Origin of the sequence: Bradyrhizobium japonicum USDA 6, from assembly GCF_000284375.1 — a bacterium.
GTDB classification, from domain to species: Bacteria; Pseudomonadota; Alphaproteobacteria; order Rhizobiales; family Xanthobacteraceae; genus Bradyrhizobium; species Bradyrhizobium japonicum.
The window spans coordinates 6,761,281-6,786,310 of record NC_017249.1 but is presented as its reverse complement, the minus strand read 5'-3'; the positions used below and the strand labels follow the sequence as shown (position 1 = coordinate 6,786,310).

Below are 25,030 nucleotides of genomic sequence, written 5' to 3'. Positions count from 1 at the left end.
CAGCGCGCTGGCGATGGTGATGTCCTCGCCGGTGCCGATGTTGACAAGCTCCGCGCTCGAATAGGTCTTCATCAGGTGCACGCAGGCATCCGCCATGTCATCGACATAGAGGAACTCGCGCCGCGGCGTGCCGGTGCCCCACACGATGACGCTCTTTGCTCCCGAAACCTTCGCCTCGTGGAAGCGGCGGATCAGGGCGGCGACGACGTGGCTCAGCTCGGGGTGATAATTATCGCCGGGCCCGTACAGATTGGTCGGCGTCACGCTGATGAAGTCGCTGCCATACTGGCTGCGATAGGCCTGCTGCTGTATCGCCTCCATATAACGCTGCAGGAAAGTGTCGTAGAGCGTGTGATATACCTTGGCTGAGCTTTCGAGCTCGGCCAATCCAAGCCGATCGCGGTTGGTGAGCTGCCCTTCGGATACCAGGCTGGCCAGCGACCGCTCCAAACTCTCTTCGCGCGTCTTGGCGATCTCGTAATCGCTCTTGTAGCTGCCAGCGATCCGTCCGAGCTCCCCGCGGATGTTTCGGCGCGTCTCCTCCATCTGGTCGCGCAGGTTGATCGCGGCCGTATGATCCGCACCATATCTCGTCGAGATGTTGGCCTCTCGCGCAGGCAGGTCGACGTACTGATTGCGAAGCCGCGGAATGACCTCGTTTTTCAGGATATCCGCGACGGCGCCCTCGCTGACGTCCATTTTCCGGACTTGCTCGATCCGGTCGCGCCGGGCCTTGGCCTCGCTGGTGGCGCCGCGCGCGGCGGCGAGCTGGCTGTTCAGTTCGAACAGCTGTTGTTCGCCGATGAGCCGGCTGGCGCTGCCGGCCGATACGTTCGGTCCGCCGAGGTCGACAATGTTGTTCTTTTCCTTGAACTCCAGGACGGCGCGATCGGCTGCCGCCGCCTTCGACTTCAGCTCGTTGATCCGGTCCTGCAGCCAGGCGCCTGCGCGGGTGACCGTCTGGTATTTTGCGCCGAACTGGTCGTCGATATAGGCTTCCGCGATCGCATTGGTGAGGCCGCACCCGATCGCCGCTCCCGCCCACGACCAGGTGGCCCCGCCGTCCGCATGAACGCCAGCTTGCGGGGATTTAACTTGGTTCGAATTGAGTGCCACTTTAACGTTCCCGTTCCGCTGACCAGATGCCTGGGAAGAGAGCCGCGCCAACTTGCCGCTTTTTCGCCAGAGATGGCCGGGAACCAAGCGGCATAAAATGCGGTAACTATTTGAAACAAAATGGAATATGAGAAGTTGCGATGACCGGTGATAGCACGCGCAGCGCTCTGATTGGGTACCTGATCCGTGACGGCATTCGGTAAACTCGTCCGCACCACGGCATTCCGGCTCACGCTGGTCTACCTGTTCCTGTTCGCGATCTTCGCCGCCTCGCTGCTCGGCTATTTCGCCTGGAATACGCGGCGGCTGATCACCGAGGAAATCACCCAGACGGTGAACGCCGAGACCTCGGAGATCAACGTGATCTATGATCGCCGCGGCTTGGTTGGCCTCGTGCGAACGATCGAGTATCGCGCGCTGCGTCCGGGCGCCAACCTCTACCTCGTGACCACGCCGACGGGGCAGGCGATCGCCGGCAATGTCGGCTCGCTGGCTCCGGGCGTGATGGCGACGCGCGGCTGGTCGGAGACCGCCTACCGCCGCATCGAGGATGCCGATGACCGCGATCACCGCGCCCTGGTGCGCGTCACTGAACTGGAAAACGGCTTCCGGCTCCTGATCGGCCGCGATCTCGCCGAGCGGCGAAGGCTGTTCGGTATCGTCGCCAAGGCGGCTCAATGGTCGGTCCTGATCGTGGTGGTGCTCGGCCTCGGCGGTGGCATTTTCGTCGCGCGCCGCGTGCTCACCCGCATCGACGCGATGACCGGCACGGCCCAGCGCATCATGACCGGCGACCTCAGCGAGCGCCTGCCGGTCGGGCGCAGCGGCGACGAGCTCGATCGCCTCGCCGAAAACCTCAATGCGATGCTGGAGCGGATCGAGGCGCTGATGGCGGGGCTGAAGGAAGTCTCCGACAACATCGCCCACGACCTCAAGACGCCGCTGACGCGCCTGCGCAACCGCGCGGAGGAGGCGCTGGCGAAATCGGGCGGCGAGGGCGATTACCGCGCCGCGCTGGAACGGACCATCGAGGAATCCGATGGCCTGATCCGCACCTTTAACGCGCTCTTGATGATCGCGCGCGCCGAGTCCGGCCAGGCGCGTGGCAACATGGATGATTTCGACGCCGCCGATGTCGCTAATGGCATCCACGAGCTCTACGAGCCGCTGGCCGAAGACGACGGCATGACCTTGAAGGTCAAGGCCGAGCCGACGCCGGTTCACGCCAACCGCGAATTGGTCAGCCAGACGCTCGCCAACCTGGTCGAGAACGCGATCAAATACGGCAAGCCGGTCGCGCAGACCAGCGGAACCGTGGTCAGCATGGACTCTAGGCAGATCATGATCGAGGCGAAGCGCGAGGGCGACCAGGTGCTGCTCAGCGTTACCGATCGCGGCCCTGGTATCCCCGAAGCCGACCGCAAGCATGTCGTCGAGCGATTCGTGCGGCTTGAAGCCAGCCGCACGCTGCCGGGCTCCGGCCTCGGTCTCAGCCTTGCCGCCGCGGTTGCGACATTGCATGGTGGAGAATTGCGGCTGGGTGATGCCCAGCCCGGCCTCGTCGCCACGCTGGTGCTCCCGGCGCGTGCCGGCGACAGGGTTGCTCCGCCAATGCAGGATGTGCCACAGAAGGTGGCATGAACCACTCCGCGCCGGGAAACGCGGACAAGCATGGAGAGGGCCTGGCCGCGCGTTTCGCGGAGGCTCCCCATATTGCCGCTTCCACAATTGATGAACGACGTCTTGAAAACTGGCTGGCCGAGCTTGAGCCGGTTCAATCAGCCCGTCTCGCTGTCCTGCTGGTCCATCCCTTCACGCGGGATATTTTGGCCGGCATCGCCGAATTCTCGCCCTATCTGTTTGATCTCGTGCGCGCCGACGCGCCGCGCCTGATCCGGCTGCTCGAATGCGATCCGGACGCGCATCTGGCCGCGCTCATCGCGGAGGCGAGGGACGCGGTCCTCGCGGCGACCGACGAAGCCGAGGTGATGCGGCGGCTTCGCAGGATGAAGGCCGAAGCGGCGCTTCTCACCGCGCTGTGCGATATTGGCGGCGTCTGGCCGGTGATGCGGGTGACGGCGGCGCTGACCGATGTCGCGGTATCCTCGGTGCAGGCTGCGCTCCAGTACCAGCTGCGGCAGGAAGCCGCACGTGGAAAGATCCTGCCGTCCAATCCCGAAGCTCCGGAAGAGGGCTGCGGCCTGATCGTGCTCGCGATGGGCAAGATGGGGGCGGGCGAGCTGAACTATTCCAGCGACATCGACCTCATCGTGTTCTTCGATCCCGATGCCACGACGCTCGCGCCCGACATCGAGCCACAGCCGTTCTTCGTGCGGGTGACGCAGGGCATCGCGCGCATTCTCCAGCAGCGTACCTATGACGGCTATGTCTTCCGCGTCGACCTGCGTCTGCGTCCCGATCCGTCCTCGACGCAAGTGGCGATTTCGCGAGACGCCGCGCTGAACTATTACGAGCGGGAAGGGCGCACCTGGGAGCGTGCCGCGATGATCAAGGCGCGTGCCTGCGCCGGCGATCCCAAAGCGGGAGAGGCGCTGCTCGCCGAAATCGCGCCCTTCGTCTGGCGCAAGCATCTCGACTTCGCCGCGCTTGCGGACGTCCACGACATGAAGCGGCAGATGCAGACCTATCGCGGCCAGAGCGAGATCGCGGTCGAGGGGCACAACGTCAAGGTCGGCCGCGGCGGCATTCGCGAGATCGAATTTTTCGCGCAAACGCAGCAGCTGATCGCCGGCGGTCGCCATCCGGAGTTGCGGGTGCGGCCGACGCTCGCCGCGCTCGATATTCTCGCCTCCAGCAACTGGATCACCATTGCCGCGCGTGACGAGCTGACCATCGCCTATGAATTCCTGCGCCGCGTCGAGCACCGCCTCCAGATGATCGCCGACGAGCAGACCCATGCGCTGCCGGAAGACAAGGAGGCGGTCGAGCGCTTTGCGCGCTTCTTCGGCTATCCGGATCGCGAAGCCTTTGCGCGCGACCTGTTGCGGCAGCTCCAGATCGTGCAGGGACACTACGAAAAACTGTTCGAGGGCGATGACCCGACCGGCACGGCAAAGCTGCCGGCGCTCGACTACGGTGCAGGTCCTGACGATCCGCGCCTGCTGCAATATTTGACGACGCTCGGCTTCAAGAAGCCGGCCGCACTCGCGCAGACCATACGCGACTGGATCACCGGCGACTACCGCGTGTTCCGCAACGACCAGACGCGAAGCGCTTTCGTCGAGTTCGTGCCGGCCCTGATCGACGGCCTCGCGCGGGCCGAGGAGCCGGATCGCGCCGTCGTGGCGTTCGATCAGTTCCTCCAGGCACTCCAGCTTGGCGGCCGGCTGATCACGCTGCTCGGCCAGAACCGCGATCTCGTCGCGCTCGTGGCGCTGGTGCTCGGCGCGGCACCGCGGCTCGGCGAGATGCTGGCGCGGAAGCCGCAGCTCATGGACGGCCTGATCGATCCCAGATTCTTCGGCGCGATGCCGGACAAGCAGGAATTGTCGGCGCGATTGGCCGCGACGGTGCGCGACGCCGACTCCTATGAGGAATTTCTCGACCGTCTCCGCCTGTTCGGGCAGGAGAGCCTGTTCCTGATCGGCACGCGCATTCTCTCCGGTACTGTCTCGGCGCAGCAGGCCAGCACGGCTTTCGCCGATGTCGCCGAAGGCATCGTCCACACCGTGCACGATCTTGTCGCCGAACGCTTCGCCGCCCAACACGGACGTATCAAGGATCAGGAGACCGCGATCATCGCGATGGGCCGGCTCGGCAGCCGCGAGATGACGGCATCGTCCGATCTCGACCTCATCCTGCTGTACGATTTCGACAGCGACAATCCGGACTCCGACGGGCCAAAATCGCTTCAGGGCGCCCACTATTTCGCGCGCTTCACCCAGCGCCTGATCAGCGCCTTCACCACACGCACCAATTACGGCGTGCTGTACGAGATCGACATGCGGCTGCGCCCGTCGGGACGCGCCGGTCCGGTGGCATCGAGCCTCGTCTCATTCGCGGACTACCAGGCGAACGAGGCCTGGACCTGGGAGCACATGGCCCTGACCCGCGCCCGCGTGGTGTCGGCCTCGGATCAGTTCCGTGAGCGGATCGAGCGCATCATCCGCGATGTCCTGACCCGCCGCCGCGATCGGGCGACCATTGCCAACGACGTCGCCGACATGCGGCGCGCCATCGCGCAGGAGAAGGGCGAGAGCGACCATTGGGATCTCAAATACGCCGCCGGCGGCATGGTCGATATCGACTTCATCGCGCAATATCTCCAGCTCGTGCACGCCCACGACAAGCCTGAAATTCTCGACGTCAGCACCCTTCAGGTTCTGGACAACGCCGCCAAGCTCGGCGCGCTCCCGCAATCGGAGGCGGAGATCCTGCGCGCGGCGGCGCGGCTCTATCACGACCTGACGCAGATTCTGCGGCTCTGCGTCAGCGACCGCTTCAAGCCGGAGACCGCCGGCACCGACCTTCAGCGCGTGATGGCGCGCGCCGGCGATGCGCCCGACTTCTCGTCGCTGGAGGCACGCGTGAAGGAAACGCAGAGCGAGGTGAGGCGCGTATTTACGGCGCTGCTGGAAGGGACGTCGTCTGCTTCAGCGAGGTGAGCGCCTCGCGCACGTTCGGCTCCAGGCCTGCGCCGCCCGCGTCGAGATGGGCGAAGATCGCCCGCTTCATCCGGGGATCCCAGAACTTCTTGATGTGGTCGGCGATCCCCGGCACGGCCTTGTCGTGGCCCTGGCTGCGGAAGAACGTGCCGATCTGGTTGGCCATGTAGATCAAGCGGTCAGGCGACATCGGCAACCTCCGTGGCATGGCGGGCGACAACCCGGCCGCCATGCGAAAACACCTCGAACCCGTCCTGGCGGGCAATGGCGATCAATGTGATGCCGGCGGCTTCCGCCGTGCGCACCGCGAGCGCGGTCGGGGCGGAGACGGCGACCATCACCGGCGCGCCGATCGCGGCGGTCTTCTGCACCATCTCGACCGAGACGCGGCTGGTCAGCAGCACCATGCCACCGCTCGCACCGGTGCGGCTGCGTGCCAGTGAACCGGCCAGCTTGTCGAGCGCGTTGTGGCGGCCGACGTCCTCGCGCAGCGCGATGATGCCGCCGGCAGGCGACCAGAATGCAGCAGCGTGAACGGCGCGGGTTTGCAAATTGATCGATTGCAGCGGCGCGATGGCCTGCATCGCCGTCATGATCTGCTCGGGCGTGAACGTCTGTCCCTGCGGGACGACGGCCGCAGGCCGCACGGCCTCGGCAATCGAATCGATGCCGCAAATGCCGCAGCCGGTCGGGCCGGCGATGTGTCGCCGCCGCTCGCTGATGCGCGCGGCATCTTCCGACGCCAGCCACATGCGCAGCTCGATGCCGTCGTCGAGGCGGACCACCTCGAGCGACTTGACGTCGTCGACCGACTTGATGATGCCTTCGTCCAGGCTGAAGCCGACCGCAAAATCCTCGAGGTTCTGCGGCGTCCCCATCATGACGGCATAGGTGCCGCCATTATAGGTCAGCGCCAGCGGCGTCTCCTCCGGGATCAGGCGCGCGCCTTCGGACGCGACACCGTCGCGCCAGATCTCGCGGTCGATGGCCTGGACCGGCACGTGCATGGTGTTACTCCGCGGCCTCGGCCGGCGCGATGCGGCGGGAGTGCTGCGCCTGCGCGTCATAGGCCTTCTGCCAGTCGGACGGGCCGTTCGACGGCGAGATCTGCACCGCCGTGACCTTGTATTCGGGGCAGTTGGTGGCCCAGTCCGAATAGTCGGTGGTGATGACGTTGGCCTGCGTGTCCGGGTGATGGAAGGTGGTGTAGACGACGCCCGGTGAGACGCGGTCGGTGATCTCCGCGCGCAGCGTGGTTTCGCCCGCGCGGCTCGCGAGCCGCACCCAGTCGCCGTCGCGCACACCGCGCTGCTCGGCGTCGTGCGGATGAATCTCGAGCCGGTCCTCGGCATGCCAGACGACGTTCTCGGTGCGCCTCGTCTGCGCGCCGACATTGTACTGGCTGAGGATGCGGCCCGTGGTGAGCAGCAGCGGGAAGCGGGGGCCGGTGCGCTCGTCGGTCGCCACATATTCGGTGACGATGAACTTGCCCTTGCCGCGGACGAAGCCGCCGATATGCATCACCGGGGTGCCCTCGGGCGCTTTCTCGTTGCAGGGCCACTGCACCGAGCCGAGTTCGTCGAGCTTGGCGTAGGAGACGCCGGTAAACGTCGGCGTCAGTGCCGCGATCTCGTCCATGATCTCGGACGGATGGCTGTAGTTCATCTCGAAGCCCATGGCCTTGGCGAGGGCGATGGTGACCTCCCAGTCGGCCATGCCGTTCTTCGGCGTCATCACCTTGCGGACGCGCTGGATGCGGCGCTCGGCGTTGGTGAAGGTGCCGTCCTTCTCGAGGAAGCTCGAGCCGGGCAGGAAGACGTGGGCGTAGTTTGCGGTCTCGTTCAGGAAGAGGTCGTGAACGATGACGCATTCCATCGACGACAGCGCCGCCACCACGTGCTTGGTGTTGGGATCGGACTGGAGGATATCCTCGCCCTGCACGTAGATGCCCATGAACGTGCCTTCGATCGCGGCGTCGAACATGTTGGGAATGCGCAGGCCCGGCTCCGGGTTGAGCTTGACGTTCCACAGCGCCTCGAACTGGTCGCGCACGGCGTCGCCCGAGATGTGGCGATAGCCCGGCAGTTCGTGCGGGAACGAGCCCATGTCGCAGGAACCCTGCACGTTGTTCTGGCCGCGCAGCGGGTTCACGCCGACGCCGGGGCGGCCGATATTGCCGGTCGCCATCGCGAGGTTGGCGATCGCGATCACGGTGGTCGAGCCCTGGCTGTGCTCGGTGACGCCGAGGCCGTAATAGATCGCGCCATTGCCGCCGGTGGCATAGATGCGCGCGGCTTCACGCAACACCTGCGGATCGACGCCGGTGAGGATCGCGGTGGCTTCCGGGCTGTGTTTCGGCTGGGCGACGAAGGCGGCCCATTCCTCGAACTCGGCCCAGTCGCAGCGCTCGCGCACGAAGGCTTCGTTGGCGAGGCCCTCGGTGACGATGACATGCGCCAGCGCGGTCACGACCGCAACGTTGGTGCCGGGCATCAGCGGCAGGTGCAACGCCTTTACGTGCGGCGATTCCACCATCTCGGTCCGGCGCGGATCGATCACGATCAGCTTGGCGCCCTGGCGCAGCCGCTTCTTCAGGCGCGACGCGAACACCGGGTGAGCGGAGGCGGGATTTGCGCCGATGATGACTGCGACGTCGGTGTCCTCGACCGAGTCGAAGTCCTGCGTGCCGGCCGACGTGCCGAAGGTCTGCGACAGGCCATAACCGGTCGGGGAGTGGCAGACGCGGGCGCAGGTGTCGACATTGTTGTTGCCGAAGCCGCCGCGGATCAGCTTCTGCACCAGATAGGTTTCCTCGTTGGTGCAGCGTGACGAGGTGATGCCGCCGATGGCGTCACGGCCGTATTTCTTCTGGATGCCGCGCATCTTGGCAGCGGCAAACGAGAACGCTTCATCCCAGGACACTTCGCGCCAGGGATCCTCGATCCGCTCGCGGATCATCGGGTTGAGGATACGCTCCTTGTGGTTGGTGTAGCCCCAGGCGAAGCGGCCCTTGACGCAGGAATGGCCGCGATTGGCCTTGCCGTCCTTGTACGGCACCATGCGCACGACCTCCTCGCCGCGCATCTCGGCCTTGAAGGCGCAGCCGACGCCGCAATAGGCGCAGGTGGTGACGACGGAGTGCTCGGGCTGGCCGATCTCGATCACCGACTTTTCCGTCAGCGTCGCGGTCGGGCAAGCCTGCACGCAGGCGCCGCAGGAGACGCATTCGGAGCCGAGGAAGCTCTCGCTCATGCCGGGCGAAACGCGGCTGTCGAAGCCGCGGCCCGAGATGGTCAGTGCGAAGGTGCCTTGCACTTCCTCGCAGGCGCGGACGCAGCGCGAGCAGACGATGCACTTCGACGGATCGTAGGTGAAATAGGGGTTGGACTCGTCCTTCGGCATCCAGGCGGCGTTGATCTCGCCATGGGATTTCGCGAAGACGTGGTTCTCGCCCTCATAGCCGTAGCGCACGTCGCGCAAGCCCACCGCGCCCGCCATGTCCTGCAATTCGCAATCGCCATTGGCGCCGCAGGTGAGGCAGTCGAGCGGGTGGTCGGAGATGTAGAGCTCCATCACGCCTTTGCGCAGCTTCTTCAGCCGCTCGCTCTGCGTGTGCACGACGAGGCCGTTCATGACAGGCGTGGTGCAAGAGGCCGGCGTGCCGGCGCGGCCCTCGATCTCGACGACGCAGAGGCGGCAGGAGCCGAACGCGTCGACCATGTCGGTCGCGCAGAGTTTTGGGATCTGGTGGCCGGCGTCCATCGCGGCCCGCATGATCGAGGTGCCTTCCGGCACCGTGACCTGGTTGCCGTCGATGGTCAGCGTCACCATCGTCGTCGATTTGGAGCGCGGTGTGCCGTAGTCGATTTCTTCGATCAGAGACATCGTCGTTCTCCTATTCCGCGGCCTGAAGCGTGGTCGGGGCCGGGACGAAATCTTCCCGGAAATGCTTCAATGCGCTGAGCACGGGGTAGGGCGTGAAGCCCCCGAGTGCGCAGAGCGAGCCGAATTTCATCGTGTTGCAGAGGTCTTCGACGAGCGCGAGGTTTTCGCTCACGCGCTCGCCGCGGATGATCTTTTCGATGGTCTCGACGCCACGGGTCGAGCCGATGCGGCAGGGCGTGCACTTGCCGCAGGATTCGATGGCGCAGAATTCCATGGCGAAGCGCGCCTGGTTGCGCATGTCGACGCTGTCGTCGAACACGACGATGCCGCCATGACCGATCAGACCGTCGCGGGCGGCGAAGGCTTCGTAGTCGAACGGGGTGTCGAACAGCGCGCGCGGGAAATAGGCGCCGAGCGGGCCGCCGACCTGCACCGCGCGGACCGGACGGCCCGTGAACGTGCCACCGCCGACGTCGTCGACGAGCTCGCCGAGCGTCACGCCGAACGCCGTTTCGAACAGCCCGCCATGGCGGATGTTGCCGGCGAGCTGGATCGGCATCGTTCCGCGCGAGCGGCCCATGCCGAAATCGGCATAGGCCTTGGCGCCCTCGGCGAGGATGAAGGGGATCGCCGCGAATGACAGCACGTTGTTGATGACGGTCGGCTTGCCGAACAGGCCGTGATGCGCGGGCAGCGGCGGCTTGGCGCGCACCAGGCCACGGCGGCCTTCGAGGCTTTCCAGCAGCGAGGTCTCTTCGCCGCAAACGTAAGCGCCGGCGCCGACCCGCACTTCGAGATCGAAGCTGTAGGTGGAGCCGCCGATCTTGTCGCCGAGATAGCCGCCGCGCTTCGCCGCCTTGATGGCCGCGTTCATCGCTTCGACTGCGTGCGGGTATTCGCTGCGGATGTAGATGTAGCCCTTGGTCGCGCCCACGGTGATGCCGGCGGTCGTCATGCCCTCGATCACCAGGAAGGGGTCGCCTTCCATGATCATGCGGTCGGCAAAGGTGCCGCTGTCGCCTTCGTCGGCGTTGCAGACGATGAACTTGCGGTCGGCCTTCGCTTGCGCAACGGTCTTCCACTTGATGCCGGTCGGGAAGCCCGCACCGCCGCGGCCACGCAGGCCGGATGCAGTGACCTCGGCGAGGATTGCATCCGAGCCGAGCGACAGCGCGCGCTCGAGGCCCTTGTAGCCGCCATGGGCGCGGTAGTCGTCGAGCGAGCGCGGATCGATCACGCCGCAGCGGGCGAATGTGAGACGGGTCTGGCGCTTCAGCCAGGGGATCTCCTCGGTTGCGCCCAGCCGCAGCAGATGCGGCGTGTTGCTGGCGAGGGCGTCGAGCAGGGAGGGCACATCGGCCTCGGTGACCGGGCCGAAGGCGATCCGGCCCTGCGGCGTTGCAACCTCGACCAGCGGCTCCAGCCAGTACATGCCGCGCGAGCCGGTCCTGACGATCTCGATCGCCACCCCGCGCTTGGCCGCAGCCTGTTCCAGCGCCAGCGCAACCTCGTCGGCGCCAACGGCCACCGCACCCGCGTCGCGTGAGACGAATAGACGCATGCTCATCGCTGGGCCTCCGCAACGAGTGCATCGAGGCGCTTTTCATCGAGCCGGCCAATGAGGCGGCCGTCGAGCATGGCGGACGGTGCGGTCGCGCACAGCCCGAGGCAGTAGATCGGCTCCAGCGTGACGCGATCATCGGCGGTGGTCTTGCCGAGGGGCACGCCAAGCTTCGCCTCGGCGCGCGCGGCGAGAGCATCGCCCCCCGCAGCCTGACACGCTTCCGCGCGACACAGCTTCAGGACATGACGCCCGGCCGGCTTGTGGCGGAAATCATGGTAGAATGTGAACACACCATGCACCTCGGCGCGCGACAGATTCAGCGCCTGCGCCACCATGGGAATCGCCGCCTCCGGCACATAGCCGAACGCCTCCTGAAGGGCATGCAGGATGACCAGCGTCGCGCCCTCTTGCTTCGCATGTTCGGCGATGATCTCGGCGCCGCGCGTCTCGTCCCAAGGCTCGTAAACCGCTGTCATTCTTTGTTCTCAGATTGAGCGTCCCTTGATCGCAAACTATTTGGAATCGTTCGAAGATCAATAAAGCTGTCTCATGCTGCGATTGCGAATTCCGATCGATCTGGAAATGCAATCGGACGATACGGGAATGCAATTAATCGCGTTCCGCTTGCCGGTTTTTCCGTGTTGGTAATGACCTGCCGTGCTAGCTTGCATGCCACGATGGCATCCGAGGGGACGACCGGTTGATCGACAAGCTTGAACTGCTGCTGGCGCTGGCGAAGGAGCGGCATTTCGGACGCGCGGCAGAAGTCTGCGGCGTGACGCAACCGACGATGTCGACCGGGCTCAAGCAGCTCGAGGAGATCCTCGGCGTGATGCTGGTGCAGCGCGGCTCCCGCTTCCAGGGCTTTACCCCCGAGGGCGAGCGGGCGCTGGATTGGGCGCGGCGGATCGTGGGCGATGCCCGCGCCATGCGTGACGAGATCAACGGGCTGAAGCATCAGCTCTCCGGCGAAATCCGCATCGCGGCGATCCCGACCGTGCTCGGCATGGTCGCCCAGCTGACGACGCCGTTCCGCGCCAAGCATCCCGAGGTGCGCTTCCGCATCCAGTCCACCACCTCATCCGAGGTGCTGGGGCTGCTCGAAAATCTCGAGGTCGATGCGGGGCTGACCTATATCGAGAACGAGCCGATCGGCAAGGTGCGCACCATTCCGCTCTACAACGAGAGCTATCGCCTGCTCACCGCGCCGGATGGAATGTTCGGCGATCGCGAGACGGTGACGTGGAAGGAGGTCGGGCAGGTGCCGCTGTGCCTGCTGACGCCCGACATGCAGAACCGCCGCATCATCGACCGCGCGCTCCGCTCGGTCGGCGCGGAGGCGACGCCGACCCTGACCTCGAACTCGCTGCTCGTGCTGTTCACGCATGTGAAGACGGGACGCTGGGCGAGCGTGATGCCGGCCAAGCTCGCCGAGACGCTCGGCCTGTCCGATACGGTGCGCTCGATCCCGATCACCGATCCTGATGTCAATTACAGCATCGGCATGGTGATCCCGCAGCGCGATCCGATGACGCCGCTGATCGCGGCGCTGGTCAACGTCGCGCGCGAAGTCGCGCCGTCGCTTCAATTGTAGGGTCTACAGCGTTTTCGAGCGAAGTGGATACCGGTTCGCGTGAAGAAAACGCGTCAAAACAGGAATCCAGAGCTTCGGTTTCTGATTCAATCAGAACGATAATGCTCTAGGCCGCAGCCGACATCCCGGACGCCGCCTTGATCGCATCGCGCGGTAGGGTCACGCGGACGACGGTGCCCACCTCGATCTTCGAGCGCAGCCGCATCGAGCCGCCGTGGAGCTGCGCCAGCGAGCGCGCGATCGCAAGTCCCAGTCCGGAGCCGTGATAGGTCTTGGTGAGCTGGCTTTCGACCTGCTCGAAGGGGCGGCCGAGCCGTGCCAGCGAATGCGGCGCGATCCCGATGCCGGTGTCGGCGATCAGCAGCACGATCGTGTCGTCGAGCTGCCGGCTGCGCACCACGATGCGTCCGCCGTCGGGCGTGAACTTCACCGCATTGGAGAGCAGGTTGACGATGATCTGCTTGGTCGCGCGGCGGTCGGCAACGACCGAGATCGATTTCTCGATCCCGGCGTCGAGCGTCAGATGCTTGTCTTGCGCGCGGCCGGAGACGACGCGGAGGGACTCCGCGAGCGTCTGTCCGAGGTCGAGCTCTTCCATGTCGAGCTTCATGCGGCCGGCTTCGATCTTGGACATGTCGAGGATGTCGTTGATGACTTCGAGCAGGTAATGGCCGCTGGTCAGGATGTCCTGGCAGTATTCCTGGTACTTCTCCGAGCCGAGCTCGCCGAACATGCCCGAGCCCATGATCTCGGAGAAGCCGATGATGGCGTTGAGCGGCGTGCGCAGCTCGTGGCTCATATTGGCGAGGAATTTCGACTTGGTCTGGTTGGCTTCCTCGGCGCGGGTCTTCTCGCGCTGATACTTCTCGGCAAGGTCGGCGAGCTCGTTGGTCTGGCGCTCGAGGGCGGCCTGGGAACGCTTCAGGTCGATGACGGTGGCGCGCAGGCGCAGATCGTTGTCGACCAGCTTCTGCTCGTGCTCCTTGATGCGGGTGATGTCGGTGCCGACCGAGACGTAGCCGCCGTCCTTGGTGCGGCGCTCGCTGATGTGCAGCCAGCTGCCGTCGTCGAGCTGCGCCTCGAAGGTGCGTGCGCCAGGACCCTGGCTGGCGGTCTCGTTGTGGCGGGTGCGTACCTCCGGCATGCGGCCGACCTCGAGCACGGTCTCGTAGGAGGTGCCGGGGATGACGGCGCTGTCGGGCAGCTTGTGCAGGCGCTGGAAGTGCGAGTTGCAGAGCACGAGGCGGTCGCTCGCGTCCCACAGCACGAAGGCTTCCGGAATGGTCTCGATGGCGTCGCGCAGGCGGAGGTCGGCTTCGACGGTGCGTTCGGCGAGGCTCTTCTGCTCGGTGATGTCGACGGCGATGCCGATCAGGTGCACGCTGGAATCGGTCGCGCCGCGCGTCTTCTCGCAGCGGACGCGAAGCCAGATCCAGTGGCCGTCGACATGCTGCATGCGAAAGGTCTGGTCGATATGGTCGATCTTCTCGGAGATGAGCTGGTCGGCGATCTCGAACAGGTCGATGTCGTCGGACTTCACCAGCGCATTGACCTCGCCGAAGGTGAGGAGCTCGTTACGGCCGTCGAGGCCGAGCATCGAGAACATCGACTGTGACCAGAAGATCCGGCCGCGCGACAGATCCCAGTCCCACAGGCCGCAGCGGCCGCGGTTGAGCGCGGTGTCGATGCGGCCGCGCACGGCGTCGTTGATGAGGTCGCCCTCGCGGGCGCGGGTCGACTGCCAGTGGAAGGCGAAGCCGAGGATCAGGACGACGAAGCCGGTGGTCGCCGACAGCGTCACCGACAGCGCAGCGTCCGAGCCCCAGATCGGCTCGTTGCGCTCCTGGATCACGGTGACGAGGCCCGGCAGCGACTTGATCTGCCGCGAGGTCACCATCGCGGCGTTGCCGTTCGGCAGGGTCATGTCGGATACGTTGTTGTCGCGCGGCGGCGCCGCGAGCAGTTGCGCCGTGGTGATCGCATCGAGCAGGCGGTCGTTGCCTGAGGGGTCGCGGTCGATCGGAATGCGGGCGAGGATGCGGCGGTCGACGCCGGCCGAGGTGACGACGACGTGGCGGCCGGAGGCCGTGCCCCAGGACGGGATGAGATCGGGCAGCAGCGTCGGCAGGTTCTCGATGTTCTTGAGCCGTTCCTGCCGCGAGGAGGTCAGGCGATCGATCCGTTCAGCGAGCAGGTCGGCCAGCGCCGAGATGTCGTGGCGGAGCACCTGCCGCTTCTGGCGCGTCTGATCGACGACCTGCACGAACGCGCCGAGGCAGATCGTGATCAGGAACGCGATGATCAGCGTCGGCACGGCACGGCGCAGCGCCGGCTCCGCGATCAGGAGCCGATGATAGGCAGGTTTCGCGATCGATTGCGCCAATCCCTTGATCGAATCGGATTGGACGCACGCGTTCGCGGCGTCTGCACGCGACATGCCTTCTGCCCCCTGGAAAACCTGCTTGCAACTTGAGTTCGGAAGCAGCCCCACATCGCTTCCGAATCATGACCGATTTGAATCCAGTTTTCGCAGGCTGTCGAGAGTCAACGAATCGTTAACGCGAATTTATTCTTATCCAACGCGCAGTTTGCGCGTCGCGCGTCCGCAAACTTACGTGCGCGGCGAGTCCGAAACGAGAACGTGTGACCCCTCGCACATGTCGCGTCACGCCCGCGGCGGCTCGGCGTGGCTGATCACGCGCTTCACGCTCGGGAACGCGCGGCGGAGCGCGCGCTCGATCGCGTCGACATGCTCGTGCACCTTGATCACGCTCATCGAGGGCGTGGCACGGCAGTGGAAGTTGACGATCTCGCCGGCGTCGGTGTTGCGGACACGCACATTGTGGATGTCGTAGATCTCGCCGCCGGCGGCATATTCCGTCAGGGCGGAGGCGATGGCCCGCACCCGGTCCGGCACGGCATCGACCCCGAACGGCAGTTCCGGTTCCAATGGTTCGATATGGACGTCGACCTCGACGTCCGCGCCGAACTCCTCCTGGATGCTGCGCTCCAGCGTGTTGGCGATGTCATGGGCGGCGTCGAGCTGCATCCCGGCATCGACCTCGAGGTCGATGCCGACGATCAGCTTGGCGCCGAGGTCGTGCACCGTGACGTGGTGGACGGCGAGGCCGGAATTGTGTGCGATGACCATGATCCGGTCGCGCACGGTCTCGTTGTCGCGCGCGACGGGGACGGCGGTGAAGGTGAGGTCGGCATCGCCGAATGCCTTGTCGACCGCCGCCTGGGCCTTGCGCTTGATTTCCTCGACGCGGTCGATCGGATAGGTCCGCGGCACCTTCGCGATGGTGTCGATGAACGTGGTCGCGCCCACCATGCGCAGCCGCAGCCGCTCGACGTCGATCACGCCGGGCACGCCAAGGATCGCGGCCGTGGCCTTCTCCTGCGCGCCCTCGGGGGCGCGATCGACCAGCGTCTGCACGGTCGAGCCGGCCATGCGCAGGCCGAGCAGGGCGATCATCACGGCGACGGCGGCGGCCGCCGCCGCGTCGCCCCACCAGAATCCGAGGGCGGCCAGGATCAGGCCGATGATCACGGCGAACGAGCCGAGCACGTCGGAGGCGAAATGCAGCGCGTCCGCCGCGAGCGCCTGGCTGCGCGTCTCCCGCGCGGCACGATGCAGGGCGCGGGCACGCCACAGGTTCACGACGATGTCGATCACCAGCACCACGAACGGTACGGCCGAGATGGTCGGCGGCGGAGTTCCCTCGCGCAGGCGGCTGTAGGATTCGACCAGGATGCCCCCGGCCAGCACGTAGAGCAGGGCGGTGACCCCGAGCGCGGAGATGCTCTCCAGCTTTCCGTGGCCGTAATGGTGCTCTTCGTCGGCCGGCTTGTCGGACACCCGCACCACCGCCCAGGTGATGATGGTCGCGACCAGGTCGATCGCGGAATGCAGGGCCTCGGAAATCAGCGCCAGCGAGCCGATCGCGATGCCGACCGCGAACTTGGCCGCCGCCATGCCGCCGCTGGCGAAGATCGAGATCGCGGCGACCGAGGTCTTGTTGTGCTGTGCGCTCATGGCCGGGATTTAGCAGCCTAGGGCTGAACATCAAGCGACGATCCACAGCTGTAGTCGCGAGTGAGTTGCAGGAGCGAAGCTATTGCGAATGCTTCTGAATTGAATGCGGGCTTAAGCCACTTGCCCAGCTCTCGTAGGGTGGGCAGAGGCGCGTAGCGCCGTGCCCACCATCTTTTCGCGATCGCCAGCTGAAAGGGTGGGCACGCTGCGCTTTGCCCACCCTACGAGACCCCCGCTGCCGCTACAGTGTGACGACGATCTTCCCGAGATGCTTGTTCGCCTCCATGTGCGCGAACGCCTTGTCGATGTCGGCGAAGGCATAGACCTTGTCGATCGGCAGCTGGAGCTTGCGCGACTCGACCGCGCCCCAGATGTCCTTGCGGACCTCGTCGAAGATCTCGCGGACCTCCTCGATGGTGCGGGTGCGGAAGGTGACGCCGACATAGTCGATCCGGCGTGCGGCATGCAGGTCGAAGTTGAAATCGGCATGGGTGCCGCCGAGCCGGCCGACATTGACGATGCGGCCCTTGACCTTGGTGGCGGCGAGGTTCTGGCTCGCGACCTTGCCCGAGACCTGGTCGACGATGAGGTCGACGCCTTCGCCGTTCGTCGCCTTCAGCACCTCGTCCACCCATTTGGGGTCGGAGGAGTCGACGGCGAGGTCGGCGCCATACTCCTTGAGCCGGCCGCGGCGATAGGCATCGGTCGACGAGCCGATCACCAGCTTGGCGCCCTTGAGCCTCGCAATCTGCATCGCCATCAGGCCGACGCCGGAGCTCGCCCCCTGGATCAGCACGGCTTGGCCGCGCTGAATGCCGCCGACGGTGACGACCGCATTGTGCATGGTCGCGAGCGCGACGGGCAGGGTGGCGGCTTCCTCGAAGTTCATGTTCGAGGGCGCGCGGAACAGCCGGCCGTGATCGGCCAGGGTGTATTCGGCGAACGCCGCGCCGCCCGAGCCCATGATGCGGTCGCCGACCTTCACGCCCTTGGCATCCGGTCCGAGCTCGGCGACCTCGCCGGCCCATTCCATGCCGAGCACGGTGCCGGCACCGCCGGCGGTGCCGTGGGCGTGGCCCTTGCGCATGCCGGTGTCGGCGCGGTTCAGCCCGCAGGCGCGGACGCGGACCAGCACCTGCGTGCCCTTAGGCTTTGGTTGAGCGACGTCGGAAATCTGAGCGCCGTCAGGGCCGTAGACATAAGCCTTCATGAATTACTCTCGCTTCTTGCAGTGATTATTCAGCGGCTTGCGCGCTCGGATGAGCGATCATGCCTTCGAGCCGGCTGCGAATGATGGCTTCGGCTTCGCGCACGATGCGCGAGACGAGTTCGGCGCAGCTCGGGATGTCCTGGATCAGGCCCTGCACCTGACCCGCCGACCAGATGCCTTCGTCGGAATTGCCGGTCGCGTAGACCATCTTGCCGCGGGCCCCGGCGACGAGCTCGCGGATGTCCTCGAACCTGGCGCCTTCCTTCTCCATGGCGACGACCTTGGTCGAGATCTCGTTCCTGGCGACGCGCGAGGTGTTGCGCATGGTGCGGAAGATCAGCTCGGTCTCGCGCTCGTCATTGGCGACGATCTTCTCCTTGATGAGCTGGTGGATCGGGCTTTCCTTGGTCGCCATGAAGCGGGTGCCCATGTTGATGCCCTCGGCGCCGAGCGCCAGCGCGGCGACGAGGCCGCGGGCATCGGCAAAGCCGCCCGAGGCGATCATCGGGATCTTGATCTTGTTGGCGGCGGCCGGGATCAGGATCAGGCCGGGGGTGTCGTCCTCGCCGGGGTGGCCGGCGCATTCGAACCCGTCGATCGAGATGGCGTCGACGCCCATGCGCTCGGCGGAGAGCGCGTGGCGGACGCTGGTGCATTTGTGCACGACCTTGACGCCGTGCCGCCTGAACTCGTCGACATGCTCCTGCGGTTTGTTGCCGGCGGTCTCGACCACGGTGATGCCGGCCTCGATGATGGCGGCGCGGTATTCGGCGTAGGGCGGCGGCTTGATCGCGGGCAGGATGGTGAGGTTGACGCCAAAGGGCTTGTCGGTGAGGTCGCGGCAGCGTGCGATCTCCTTGGTGAGGTCTTCCGGCGTCGGCTGGGTCAGCGCCGTGATGAAGCCGAGCGCGCCAGCGTTCGCGACCGCGGCGACCAGCTCGGCGCGTCCGACCCATTGCATGCCGCCCTGGACGATCGGGTGCTCGACGCCGACGAGCTTTGTGAACCGTGTCTGCAGCATGATCTGTTTCCCCCGCCTCGCGTGGCGCTCTGTTGTCGGTTGATGGCGGCAGGATGCCGCCGGGGTCGGGAAATGTCTATTGCGGCGCCGTGCGGTGGGGCGGGGCGATCATGCGGGGGGTGAGGGGATTCCGTGGAGCGGATAATCGAGGGGCGTCGTTGCCCGATGAGGCAAGCCCTTTCCTCAAACTCCCCCGTCGTACCCCGCGAAGGCGGGGTATCCAGTACGCCGCGGCTGCTCGGCTCTAGCCTCGCTGTCTCTGTAATACTGGATTGCCCGCTTTCGCGGGCAATGACACCGGGTATGGAGTGAACGGCTACTCCGCCGACAGCCGCACCATCTGGCGGCCGCCGTTCATTTCCTTGAGGCTGTTGACGAAGTTTTCCGGGCGCTGCCAGCGGTAGGGAACCTGCAGGCCCATGAACTCGGCGATGTCGCCGATGAAGCCGGTGCAGTTGGTGGTCTCGGCATTCCAGACCGGCGAGCTCGCCTGCAATTTCTTGATGTAGGCGAACACGCGCTTGGCGTCGGCTTCGTTCAGATAGACGCGATAGCTCGCGGTCAGATAGTCCGGATCGAGATCGCCGTAGCTCGCGCCGGTTTCGGCTGGCACCCAGGTGAGGTGACCGAGCACATAAGCCCAGGTGTCGCCGGCGGGCGTGAGGCCCGCGACTTCGACGGCGCGCTCGCTGGTCTTGCCGTACCAGACGAACGCATGGCCCCAGCTCGCCGCCGTCCGCGCGCGGAAGTCGACGTAGTAGGGACCTTTCTCTGCGCGTGCGACGGGGCGCCGCGTCGATTGCGGCGCCGGCCGTGATACGGAGTCGGTCGTAGCAAGCGCATCGGCATCGGCAACGCGCTTGTTCGCTTCGTGGGCCGAGGCCGAGGGGGTCGTGCAGGCGAGCATCGCCGCGAGGGCGAATCCCGCGAGGATGCAGGATCCCGATCGATCAGATTTGTTCTTCACGCTGTGCCCCCTCGACTGCCGGCCGTTACACTGATGCAGCGATGCCGCTATCAGTAGCGCGCAGCGACCGGGGCGGGCGCCTTGCCGATCGGGGCCTTTCCAATCGGGCTCTTGCCAATCGGCATCTTGCCGATCGGCGCCTGCTCCGCAGGATAGACGGGCTGGCGACGCGGCAGATCCGCAGCGTTCGCAGCCGTCACCAGAGCAAGCGTCGCACCCAGAGCAATTACAATCTTCTTCACAGTGATACCCCTAGAAGGTTTAGTCCAAACACGGCAGTGCCGTGCCCCCAGACACGCTTCACAAAAGGACGTCGGAATGCGTCCAAGTTGCGGCGCGCGCGGGACAAGTTGGCGGCATTGATCGGGTGCGCGGAGATGTGATGTGTCTGGATGTTTCGGCGCGGCGCTGTGCGTCGGTCAGTCCGCAATCCTGCGCTCTGCGCTTCAGTGGTCGGCGGTGAGGCGAAAGTGCATCTCGACCTTCGTCGGCGACGGTTCGCTCGCAGCGTGCCAGGGCGAATAGCCCGGCGTCGGATCCGGATTGGCGGGAAGATCGATCGGCCAGCTTTGCGTGGGAATGCCGGGGAGCGTCAGGCGAACGGCCCGATGGCGCGTCTTGTACATCAGCGAGGCCGAGGCAATGATCGCCGGACGGTCGCCATCATGCGCGCGCCAATTCGCAGCCGGTCCGGCCATCGCGTATCCCTCCGCTTCCTCGACCTCGATCCGCACATCGTCCTTGTTGTCCGGCAGCGCTGTGCCGGCAGGAAGCCTGAATTGCAGCTCGAGGGTCATGTAGCCGTGGCTGAGATAGGGCGAGCGGATGAATTCATGCCATCCCCACCAGCAAAGGATGGCCGCGACGGACAAAAGCGTCGCAGCAAAGGGAAACGACAAGCGCGTCCCAGGGCGAGGTGCGGTCTCGGATGATCCCGTCTCTTGAGGCAATGCCTTGTTTCGAACGAGGCCAATGCGTGTGAACAGCCAGACGCCGGCGATCAGGCCGGCGACGCCGCCGATCGGACCGATGTCGAAGAAGGCGCCCATGGCGATGCCGCCATCGCGGTCCGGCCCCGACAACGCGATCACCAGTGTGGCAAGGGCGAACCAGCCGGCGAGTGCGCCGAGCAGGGCAGAGAGGAGACCAAGGATGATGCGCATGCGGTGGTTGGTCGCACGGTCGCGGGTCGCGGTTCGAACGCGCCGTGCGCCTTCATCCGATCCGGTTCAGGCTGTTCCGGATCGTCGAGAAGATGCCGCCGATGTCCTTGCGCAGCGCATCGAGCGCGTTGAAATTGTCGAAGATGCGGGCGAGGCGGTCTTCAACCTCGCGCTTGCTCCTGGCGAGGGCATCGACACGTGAGGCGAGGGTGACGTCGCCGTTCGCCTCGATCTCGCCGACGGCTTTCGCGAGGAGATCGCGGGTGGCGCCGACTTCGGCGATCATGGCCTCGATGCCGAACACTGGCGCCTTCAACGGGACGAGATCGGCCTGCGACTTCGACAGCTCCGTCTTGAAGGCGTTCAGCGTCGCCAGCGTCTCCTGCAACGCGCCGAGCCGCTGGCGCGACTGGAGGACGAAATCGTTCAGCGCGTTCTGGCGATCGACGAGGGTCTTGCCGTCGGGGTCGGTTTCGACGTCGGCGAGCGAGCGTTCGAGCTGGGCCTGGCGCTGGCCGAGCTCCTCGAAATCGAGCCGGATCGCTTTCAGGATGTTGAAGCTGTCGTCGATGCGGGCGAGGCGCTGCGCGATCTCGATCTTGTTCTTCGAGAGCGTCTCGACGCGAGTGTCGAGCGGCGCCTCGCCGCCGGTCTCGAGCTCGTCGATGCTCTTGGCCAGCCGGTCATGGCTGAGGCCGAGCTCGCCGATCAGGGCGTTGATGCCGGCGTCCGACGAGCGCAGCGGGACCAGCTCGGCATGGGATTTCGCCAGATCTTCCCTGTACTGGTTGAGGGTCACGAACGTGTCCTGGACCGCGTTCACCCGTGACAGCAGCGCCGATACGTCGCGCGCCACGTCCTTCAGGCGGTCGGCGAGGTTGTTCTTGCGGTCGTCGGTCTCGAGGTCGAGCAGGGAGCGTTCGAGCTGGTTCTGGCGGTCGCGGATCTCGGTGAAAACAGGCTCGACCGCGCGCCGCTGATCGGCGACCTTGCCGACCATCTCTCGCACCCCCTGCTGGCGCCGGCGGATCTCGGCGAGCTGGTCGTGCATGTCGGTGGATTCGTTGCGGCCCTGCTGGAGAAGCGCGCGCTGCTCAACCTCGCCCAGCTTGTCATGGAGGGCGGAGACGGCCTCCCGGGGATCGCTTTCGATCAGGTGCTGGACGGTGGCGTCGAGGTGGTTTTGCAGGGCGTGCGCGACGACGACGTCCTCGCGGGTCTTCTTGAGGCGGTCGCGCAGGGTATTGAGGCGCCGGTCCTGGCGCGAGAGCCGCCAGGCGGGGGCGCCGATCAGCGCCAGCCCGAGCGTCACGATCGCGCCGGTTGCGAGACGCTGCGGCATCGGCAGGTCCGCAAACATCGCGGGCAGGTGCGCGACGTCGTAACCAAACGCCTGCTGGGCGAGGATCGCGATGGCGGCTAGCAGGACAAACCAGGCAACCACGAAAAACAGCCACATCGTGACTTCCCCACCCGGGACACATTCTCGCCATAGTTGCTATTGGAGAGCGGAACCGAGATCAAGGGGCGCGCGGATTGCCTGATGCGCTTGGTCGCGCGAATCCACGACTGGTTGTGCCAGCAGACGGTGGAAGGGCCTGCTGGAGTTGCCGAGTTTTCCCGAAGATGCGAGGCCTGTAGTCCCCATGAGCGTAGTGATATGCGGGACCGCGTCACGGTCTGTCCCGTATACGCTCCGCTCATCCGGGCTACGACGTCGTGCTCGCTATCACTTGCCGAGGAAGTTCGAGCGCATCTTGTCGGCAAACCAGACCACGAAGATCGCGGCGAACGCGAGAGCAAAGTACAAGGCCGTCCACAAAAGCGCATAGCCGGCATTCGACATGGCGTCCTCCCTGGCATCAGAAATCGATTGCCGGAAAGGATAAAGGCAGCCGCGACGGCGCGATTTGCGCAGGATCAATTTTGCCGCGCTGCGGCGAAAATGGCCGGTGGGCTTTCATTCCGGGGCACGACGGAGTTGCGCCCGGAATGACTGGGAGGGCTACAGCCGAAACTCGTTCGTCAGCTCGCCGATGCCGTCGATCGCGACGGTCACAATATTCACCGGCTCCTTCATCACCCCGACGCCGACCGAGGTGCCGACGGCGATGAGGTCGCCTGGAAGCAGGGTCATGTCGTGGGAGATCTTGCTGACCAGCTCCTGCGCGGTGAAGATCATGTCCGAGATCGGATAGTTCTGCCGCTCCGCCCCGTTGAGGATGGTGCGCACAGCAAGCTTGGTCGGATCGAGGCCTGTCGCGATGACGGGGCCGAACGGGCCGTAATCATCGATGCCCTTGGCCCGGGCCCATTGCGGGAAGGTGGGATCGCTGGTCAGGATGTCGTTGGCGGTGATGTCGTTGACGCAGGTGTAGCCGAAGATGAAGCTGTCCGCTTCCGCCGGCGAGACGCGGGCGCAGGCCCTGCCGATGACGATGCCAAGCTCGCCCTCATAGGTGGTCTTGCCGTCGTAATAAGAGGGGCGGCGGATCACCGCGCCAGGCGTCGTGATCGTGGTGGTCGCCTTCAGCAGATAGAGCGGCTCCGGCGGCTCGGGCTGGTTCAGCTTGGCGGCGAGCGCGTGGAAATTATTCCAGAGCGCGACGATCTTGCTGGGCGCGCAAGGTGCGAGCAGCTCGACCTCCGACAGTGCAAGCGTTTTGCCGGTCGCCGCGTTGCGGCCGAACATCTCGCCTTCATGGACGCTGATGCCCGATGAGGTTAGCGTGCCGAAACCGGTCGCACCGGCATGGCGGAAGCGCAGCCATTGTTTCATCTCGCCCGCCATCATGCCACCGCCAGTGCGCGGGGATCGTGAGGTGCCGAGACGCCGTCATAGAGGCCGGCGATGCGGGCGCGCTGGGTCACCATCGCCAGCACCGAGTCGAGCGCGGGCGTGGCGATGCCGGTGAGGCGGCCCATCTCCTGCACCACGGTGACGAGCGGGTCGATCTCCATCGGACGGCCGCGCTCGAGATCCTGGAGCATCGAGGTCTTGTGCGCGCCGACCTTGCGGGCGCCCTCGATGCGGCGCTCGACGTCGACGCGGAATTTGACGCCGAACGTCTCGGCGATGCCTTGCGTCTCCACCATGATCGCGCGCGACAGCGCACGCGTGGAGGGATCGGTGCAGATCACGTCGAGCGTTGCATGGGTCAGTGCGCTGATCGGGTTGAAGCAGACATTGCCCCAGAGCTTCAGCCAGATCTCGTCGCGGATGCGGTCGAGCACCGGCGCTTTCAGCCCGGCGGCGACGAAGAGATCGGCGAGGCGCTGCACGTCCGAGGTGATTTCGCCCGAGGGCTCGCCGAGCGGAAAATTGTTGCCGTAGACGTGGCGGATCACGCCGGGCGCTTCGATCTCGGTGGCGGGATAGACGATGCAGCCGATGGCGCGCTCGGCGCCGATCTCGCGCCACTGCCGTCCGCCGGGGTCGATGCTCTCCAGCGTCGAATTCTCGTATTGGCCGCCGTGCTTGTAGAAATACCAATAGGGGATGCCGTTGACGGCGGTGACGATGCGGGTGTGCGGCCCGAGCAGCGGCTGCATCTTCTCGATCACGCCGGTGATCGAATGCGCCTTCAGCGTGATGATGATGTAGTCCTGCACGCCGAGCTCGGCGGGATCGTCGGTGCAGCGCGGATGCACGGTGTGCTTCTCCTCGCCCGCGAGCAGGGTCAGCCCGCGCTCGCGCATCGCGGCAAGGTGGGCACCGCGTGCGACCAGGCTGACGTCGGCGCCAGCGCGTGCGAGCTGAACCCCGAGATATCCGCCGATCGCGCCGGCGCCGTAGATGCAGATCTTCATGAAATCCTCGCGGGTGTCCGGAATTTTGGGACGAAA

The 25,030-nt window shown here is 65.6% G+C and carries 18 protein-coding genes and 1 pseudogene; 3 read left to right on the top strand and 16 right to left on the bottom strand.

Annotated elements, in window-relative coordinates; translation table 11 throughout:
- Positions 1 to 9: 9 nt before the first annotated feature.
- Positions 10 to 303: pseudogene (locus tag BJ6T_RS44025) on the bottom strand (NAD-dependent epimerase/dehydratase family protein); the annotation flags it as partial.
- Between the two features lie 999 nt (positions 304 to 1,302).
- Here BJ6T_RS44025 and BJ6T_RS31910 point away from each other — a divergent pair.
- The gene (locus BJ6T_RS31910) at positions 1,303 to 2,757 is read left to right on the top strand and encodes a sensor histidine kinase (protein ID WP_014496691.1); all 1,455 of its coding nucleotides are present in this window, start codon (positions 1,303 to 1,305) and stop codon (positions 2,755 to 2,757) included.
- Positions 2,754 to 5,741, top strand: a complete 2,988-nt coding sequence (locus BJ6T_RS31905; RefSeq protein WP_014496690.1) for a bifunctional [glutamine synthetase] adenylyltransferase/[glutamine synthetase]-adenylyl-L-tyrosine phosphorylase — start codon at positions 2,754 to 2,756, stop codon at positions 5,739 to 5,741. The genes BJ6T_RS31910 and BJ6T_RS31905 overlap by 4 nt, the downstream gene beginning before the upstream one ends.
- On the opposite strand, the gene BJ6T_RS31900 is transcribed toward BJ6T_RS31905, so the two are convergent.
- From BJ6T_RS31900 to BJ6T_RS31880, 5 genes are read right to left on the bottom strand one after another with little or no spacing between them, the layout of a single operon-like run.
- Positions 5,698 to 5,931 carry a formate dehydrogenase subunit delta gene (locus BJ6T_RS31900; protein ID WP_014496689.1) on the bottom strand — a complete coding sequence of 78 codons (234 nt, stop codon included), beginning with the start codon at positions 5,929 to 5,931 and terminating at the stop codon, positions 5,698 to 5,700. The genes BJ6T_RS31905 and BJ6T_RS31900 overlap by 44 nt on opposite strands.
- On the bottom strand, positions 5,921 to 6,748 hold the full coding sequence (gene fdhD, locus BJ6T_RS31895; RefSeq protein ID WP_014496688.1) for a formate dehydrogenase accessory sulfurtransferase FdhD: 828 nt from the start codon (positions 6,746 to 6,748) through the stop codon (positions 5,921 to 5,923). Before fdhD ends, BJ6T_RS31900 begins: the two co-directional genes overlap by 11 nt.
- Before the next feature lie 4 nt (positions 6,749 to 6,752).
- Positions 6,753 to 9,626, bottom strand: coding sequence for a formate dehydrogenase subunit alpha (fdhF, locus tag BJ6T_RS31890; protein WP_014496687.1), 2,874 nt, complete (start codon positions 9,624 to 9,626; stop codon positions 6,753 to 6,755).
- 10 nt (positions 9,627 to 9,636) lie between these two features.
- Positions 9,637 to 11,193, bottom strand: coding sequence for a formate dehydrogenase beta subunit (locus BJ6T_RS31885; RefSeq protein ID WP_014496686.1), 1,557 nt, complete (start codon positions 11,191 to 11,193; stop codon positions 9,637 to 9,639).
- Positions 11,190 to 11,666: a formate dehydrogenase subunit gamma gene (locus BJ6T_RS31880; protein ID WP_014496685.1), complete on the bottom strand. Its 477-nt coding sequence runs from the start codon at positions 11,664 to 11,666 to the stop codon at positions 11,190 to 11,192. The genes BJ6T_RS31885 and BJ6T_RS31880 overlap by 4 nt, the downstream gene beginning before the upstream one ends.
- A 224-nt stretch (positions 11,667 to 11,890) precedes the next feature.
- Here BJ6T_RS31880 and BJ6T_RS31875 point away from each other — a divergent pair, with 224 nt between their 5' ends.
- Positions 11,891 to 12,784 (top strand): LysR family transcriptional regulator, encoded by an 894-nt coding sequence (locus BJ6T_RS31875; protein WP_014496684.1) that lies wholly within the window; start codon positions 11,891 to 11,893, stop codon positions 12,782 to 12,784.
- 106 nt (positions 12,785 to 12,890) lie between these two features.
- Here BJ6T_RS31875 and BJ6T_RS31870 read toward each other — a convergent pair whose 3' ends face one another.
- From BJ6T_RS31870 to BJ6T_RS31820, 10 genes are all read right to left on the bottom strand, one after another.
- Positions 12,891 to 15,221 carry a PAS domain-containing sensor histidine kinase gene (locus BJ6T_RS31870; RefSeq protein WP_014496683.1) on the bottom strand — a complete coding sequence of 777 codons (2,331 nt, stop codon included), beginning with the start codon at positions 15,219 to 15,221 and terminating at the stop codon, positions 12,891 to 12,893.
- 228 nt (positions 15,222 to 15,449) lie between these two features.
- Complete coding sequence (locus BJ6T_RS31865) at positions 15,450 to 16,823, bottom strand: cation-efflux pump (RefSeq protein WP_014496682.1); 1,374 nt, start codon at positions 16,821 to 16,823, stop codon at positions 15,450 to 15,452.
- Positions 16,824 to 17,064: 241 nt separating this feature from the next.
- Complete coding sequence (locus BJ6T_RS31860; RefSeq protein WP_014496681.1) at positions 17,065 to 18,033, bottom strand: zinc-binding dehydrogenase; 969 nt, start codon at positions 18,031 to 18,033, stop codon at positions 17,065 to 17,067.
- Between the two features lie 25 nt (positions 18,034 to 18,058).
- Complete coding sequence (locus BJ6T_RS31855; RefSeq protein WP_014496680.1) at positions 18,059 to 19,054, bottom strand: NAD(P)H-dependent flavin oxidoreductase; 996 nt, start codon at positions 19,052 to 19,054, stop codon at positions 18,059 to 18,061.
- A 316-nt stretch (positions 19,055 to 19,370) separates the two neighbouring features.
- Positions 19,371 to 20,021, bottom strand: a complete 651-nt coding sequence (locus BJ6T_RS31850; protein WP_014496679.1) for a hypothetical protein — start codon at positions 20,019 to 20,021, stop codon at positions 19,371 to 19,373.
- 50 nt (positions 20,022 to 20,071) lie between these two features.
- The gene (locus BJ6T_RS31845; protein WP_014496678.1) at positions 20,072 to 20,263 is read right to left on the bottom strand and encodes a hypothetical protein; all 192 of its coding nucleotides are present in this window, start codon (positions 20,261 to 20,263) and stop codon (positions 20,072 to 20,074) included.
- A gap of 204 nt (positions 20,264 to 20,467) precedes the next feature.
- The gene (locus tag BJ6T_RS31840) at positions 20,468 to 21,184 is read right to left on the bottom strand and encodes a hypothetical protein (protein ID WP_014496677.1); all 717 of its coding nucleotides are present in this window, start codon (positions 21,182 to 21,184) and stop codon (positions 20,468 to 20,470) included.
- 52 nt (positions 21,185 to 21,236) lie between these two features.
- Positions 21,237 to 22,643, bottom strand: a complete 1,407-nt coding sequence (locus tag BJ6T_RS31835; protein WP_014496676.1) for a coiled-coil domain-containing protein — start codon at positions 22,641 to 22,643, stop codon at positions 21,237 to 21,239.
- 546 nt (positions 22,644 to 23,189) lie between these two features.
- The gene (locus tag BJ6T_RS31825) at positions 23,190 to 23,978 is read right to left on the bottom strand and encodes a fumarylacetoacetate hydrolase family protein (protein ID WP_014496674.1); all 789 of its coding nucleotides are present in this window, start codon (positions 23,976 to 23,978) and stop codon (positions 23,190 to 23,192) included.
- Positions 23,975 to 24,994, bottom strand: coding sequence for a 2-dehydropantoate 2-reductase (locus BJ6T_RS31820; RefSeq protein ID WP_014496673.1), 1,020 nt, complete (start codon positions 24,992 to 24,994; stop codon positions 23,975 to 23,977). The genes BJ6T_RS31825 and BJ6T_RS31820 overlap by 4 nt, the downstream gene beginning before the upstream one ends.
- Positions 24,995 to 25,030: the final 36 nt, after the last annotated feature.

Excerpts from the sequence above, each read along its gene's own strand:
- BJ6T_RS31905 (WP_014496690.1), top strand. The coding sequence starts at position 2,754 with ATGAACCACTCCGCGCCGGGAAACGCGGACAAGCATGGAGAGGGCCTG.
- BJ6T_RS31860 (WP_014496681.1), bottom strand. The coding sequence starts at position 18,033 with ATGAAGGCTTATGTCTACGGCCCTGACGGCGCTCAGATTTCCGACGTC.
- fdhF (WP_014496687.1), bottom strand. The coding sequence starts at position 9,626 with ATGTCTCTGATCGAAGAAATCGACTACGGCACACCGCGCTCCAAATCG.
- BJ6T_RS31825 (WP_014496674.1), bottom strand. The coding sequence starts at position 23,978 with ATGATGGCGGGCGAGATGAAACAATGGCTGCGCTTCCGCCATGCCGGT.
- BJ6T_RS31835 (WP_014496676.1), bottom strand. The coding sequence starts at position 22,643 with ATGTGGCTGTTTTTCGTGGTTGCCTGGTTTGTCCTGCTAGCCGCCATC.
- BJ6T_RS31840 (WP_014496677.1), bottom strand. The coding sequence starts at position 21,184 with ATGCGCATCATCCTTGGTCTCCTCTCTGCCCTGCTCGGCGCACTCGCC.
- BJ6T_RS31820 (WP_014496673.1), bottom strand. The coding sequence starts at position 24,994 with ATGAAGATCTGCATCTACGGCGCCGGCGCGATCGGCGGATATCTCGGG.
- BJ6T_RS31900 (WP_014496689.1), bottom strand. The coding sequence starts at position 5,931 with ATGTCGCCTGACCGCTTGATCTACATGGCCAACCAGATCGGCACGTTC.
- BJ6T_RS31865 (WP_014496682.1), bottom strand. The coding sequence starts at position 16,823 with ATGAGCGCACAGCACAACAAGACCTCGGTCGCCGCGATCTCGATCTTC.
- BJ6T_RS31870 (WP_014496683.1), bottom strand. The coding sequence starts at position 15,221 with ATGTCGCGTGCAGACGCCGCGAACGCGTGCGTCCAATCCGATTCGATC.
- BJ6T_RS31885 (WP_014496686.1), bottom strand. The coding sequence starts at position 11,193 with ATGAGCATGCGTCTATTCGTCTCACGCGACGCGGGTGCGGTGGCCGTT.
- fdhD (WP_014496688.1), bottom strand. The coding sequence starts at position 6,748 with ATGCACGTGCCGGTCCAGGCCATCGACCGCGAGATCTGGCGCGACGGT.
- BJ6T_RS31855 (WP_014496680.1), bottom strand. The coding sequence starts at position 19,054 with ATGCTGCAGACACGGTTCACAAAGCTCGTCGGCGTCGAGCACCCGATC.
- BJ6T_RS31880 (WP_014496685.1), bottom strand. The coding sequence starts at position 11,666 with ATGACAGCGGTTTACGAGCCTTGGGACGAGACGCGCGGCGCCGAGATC.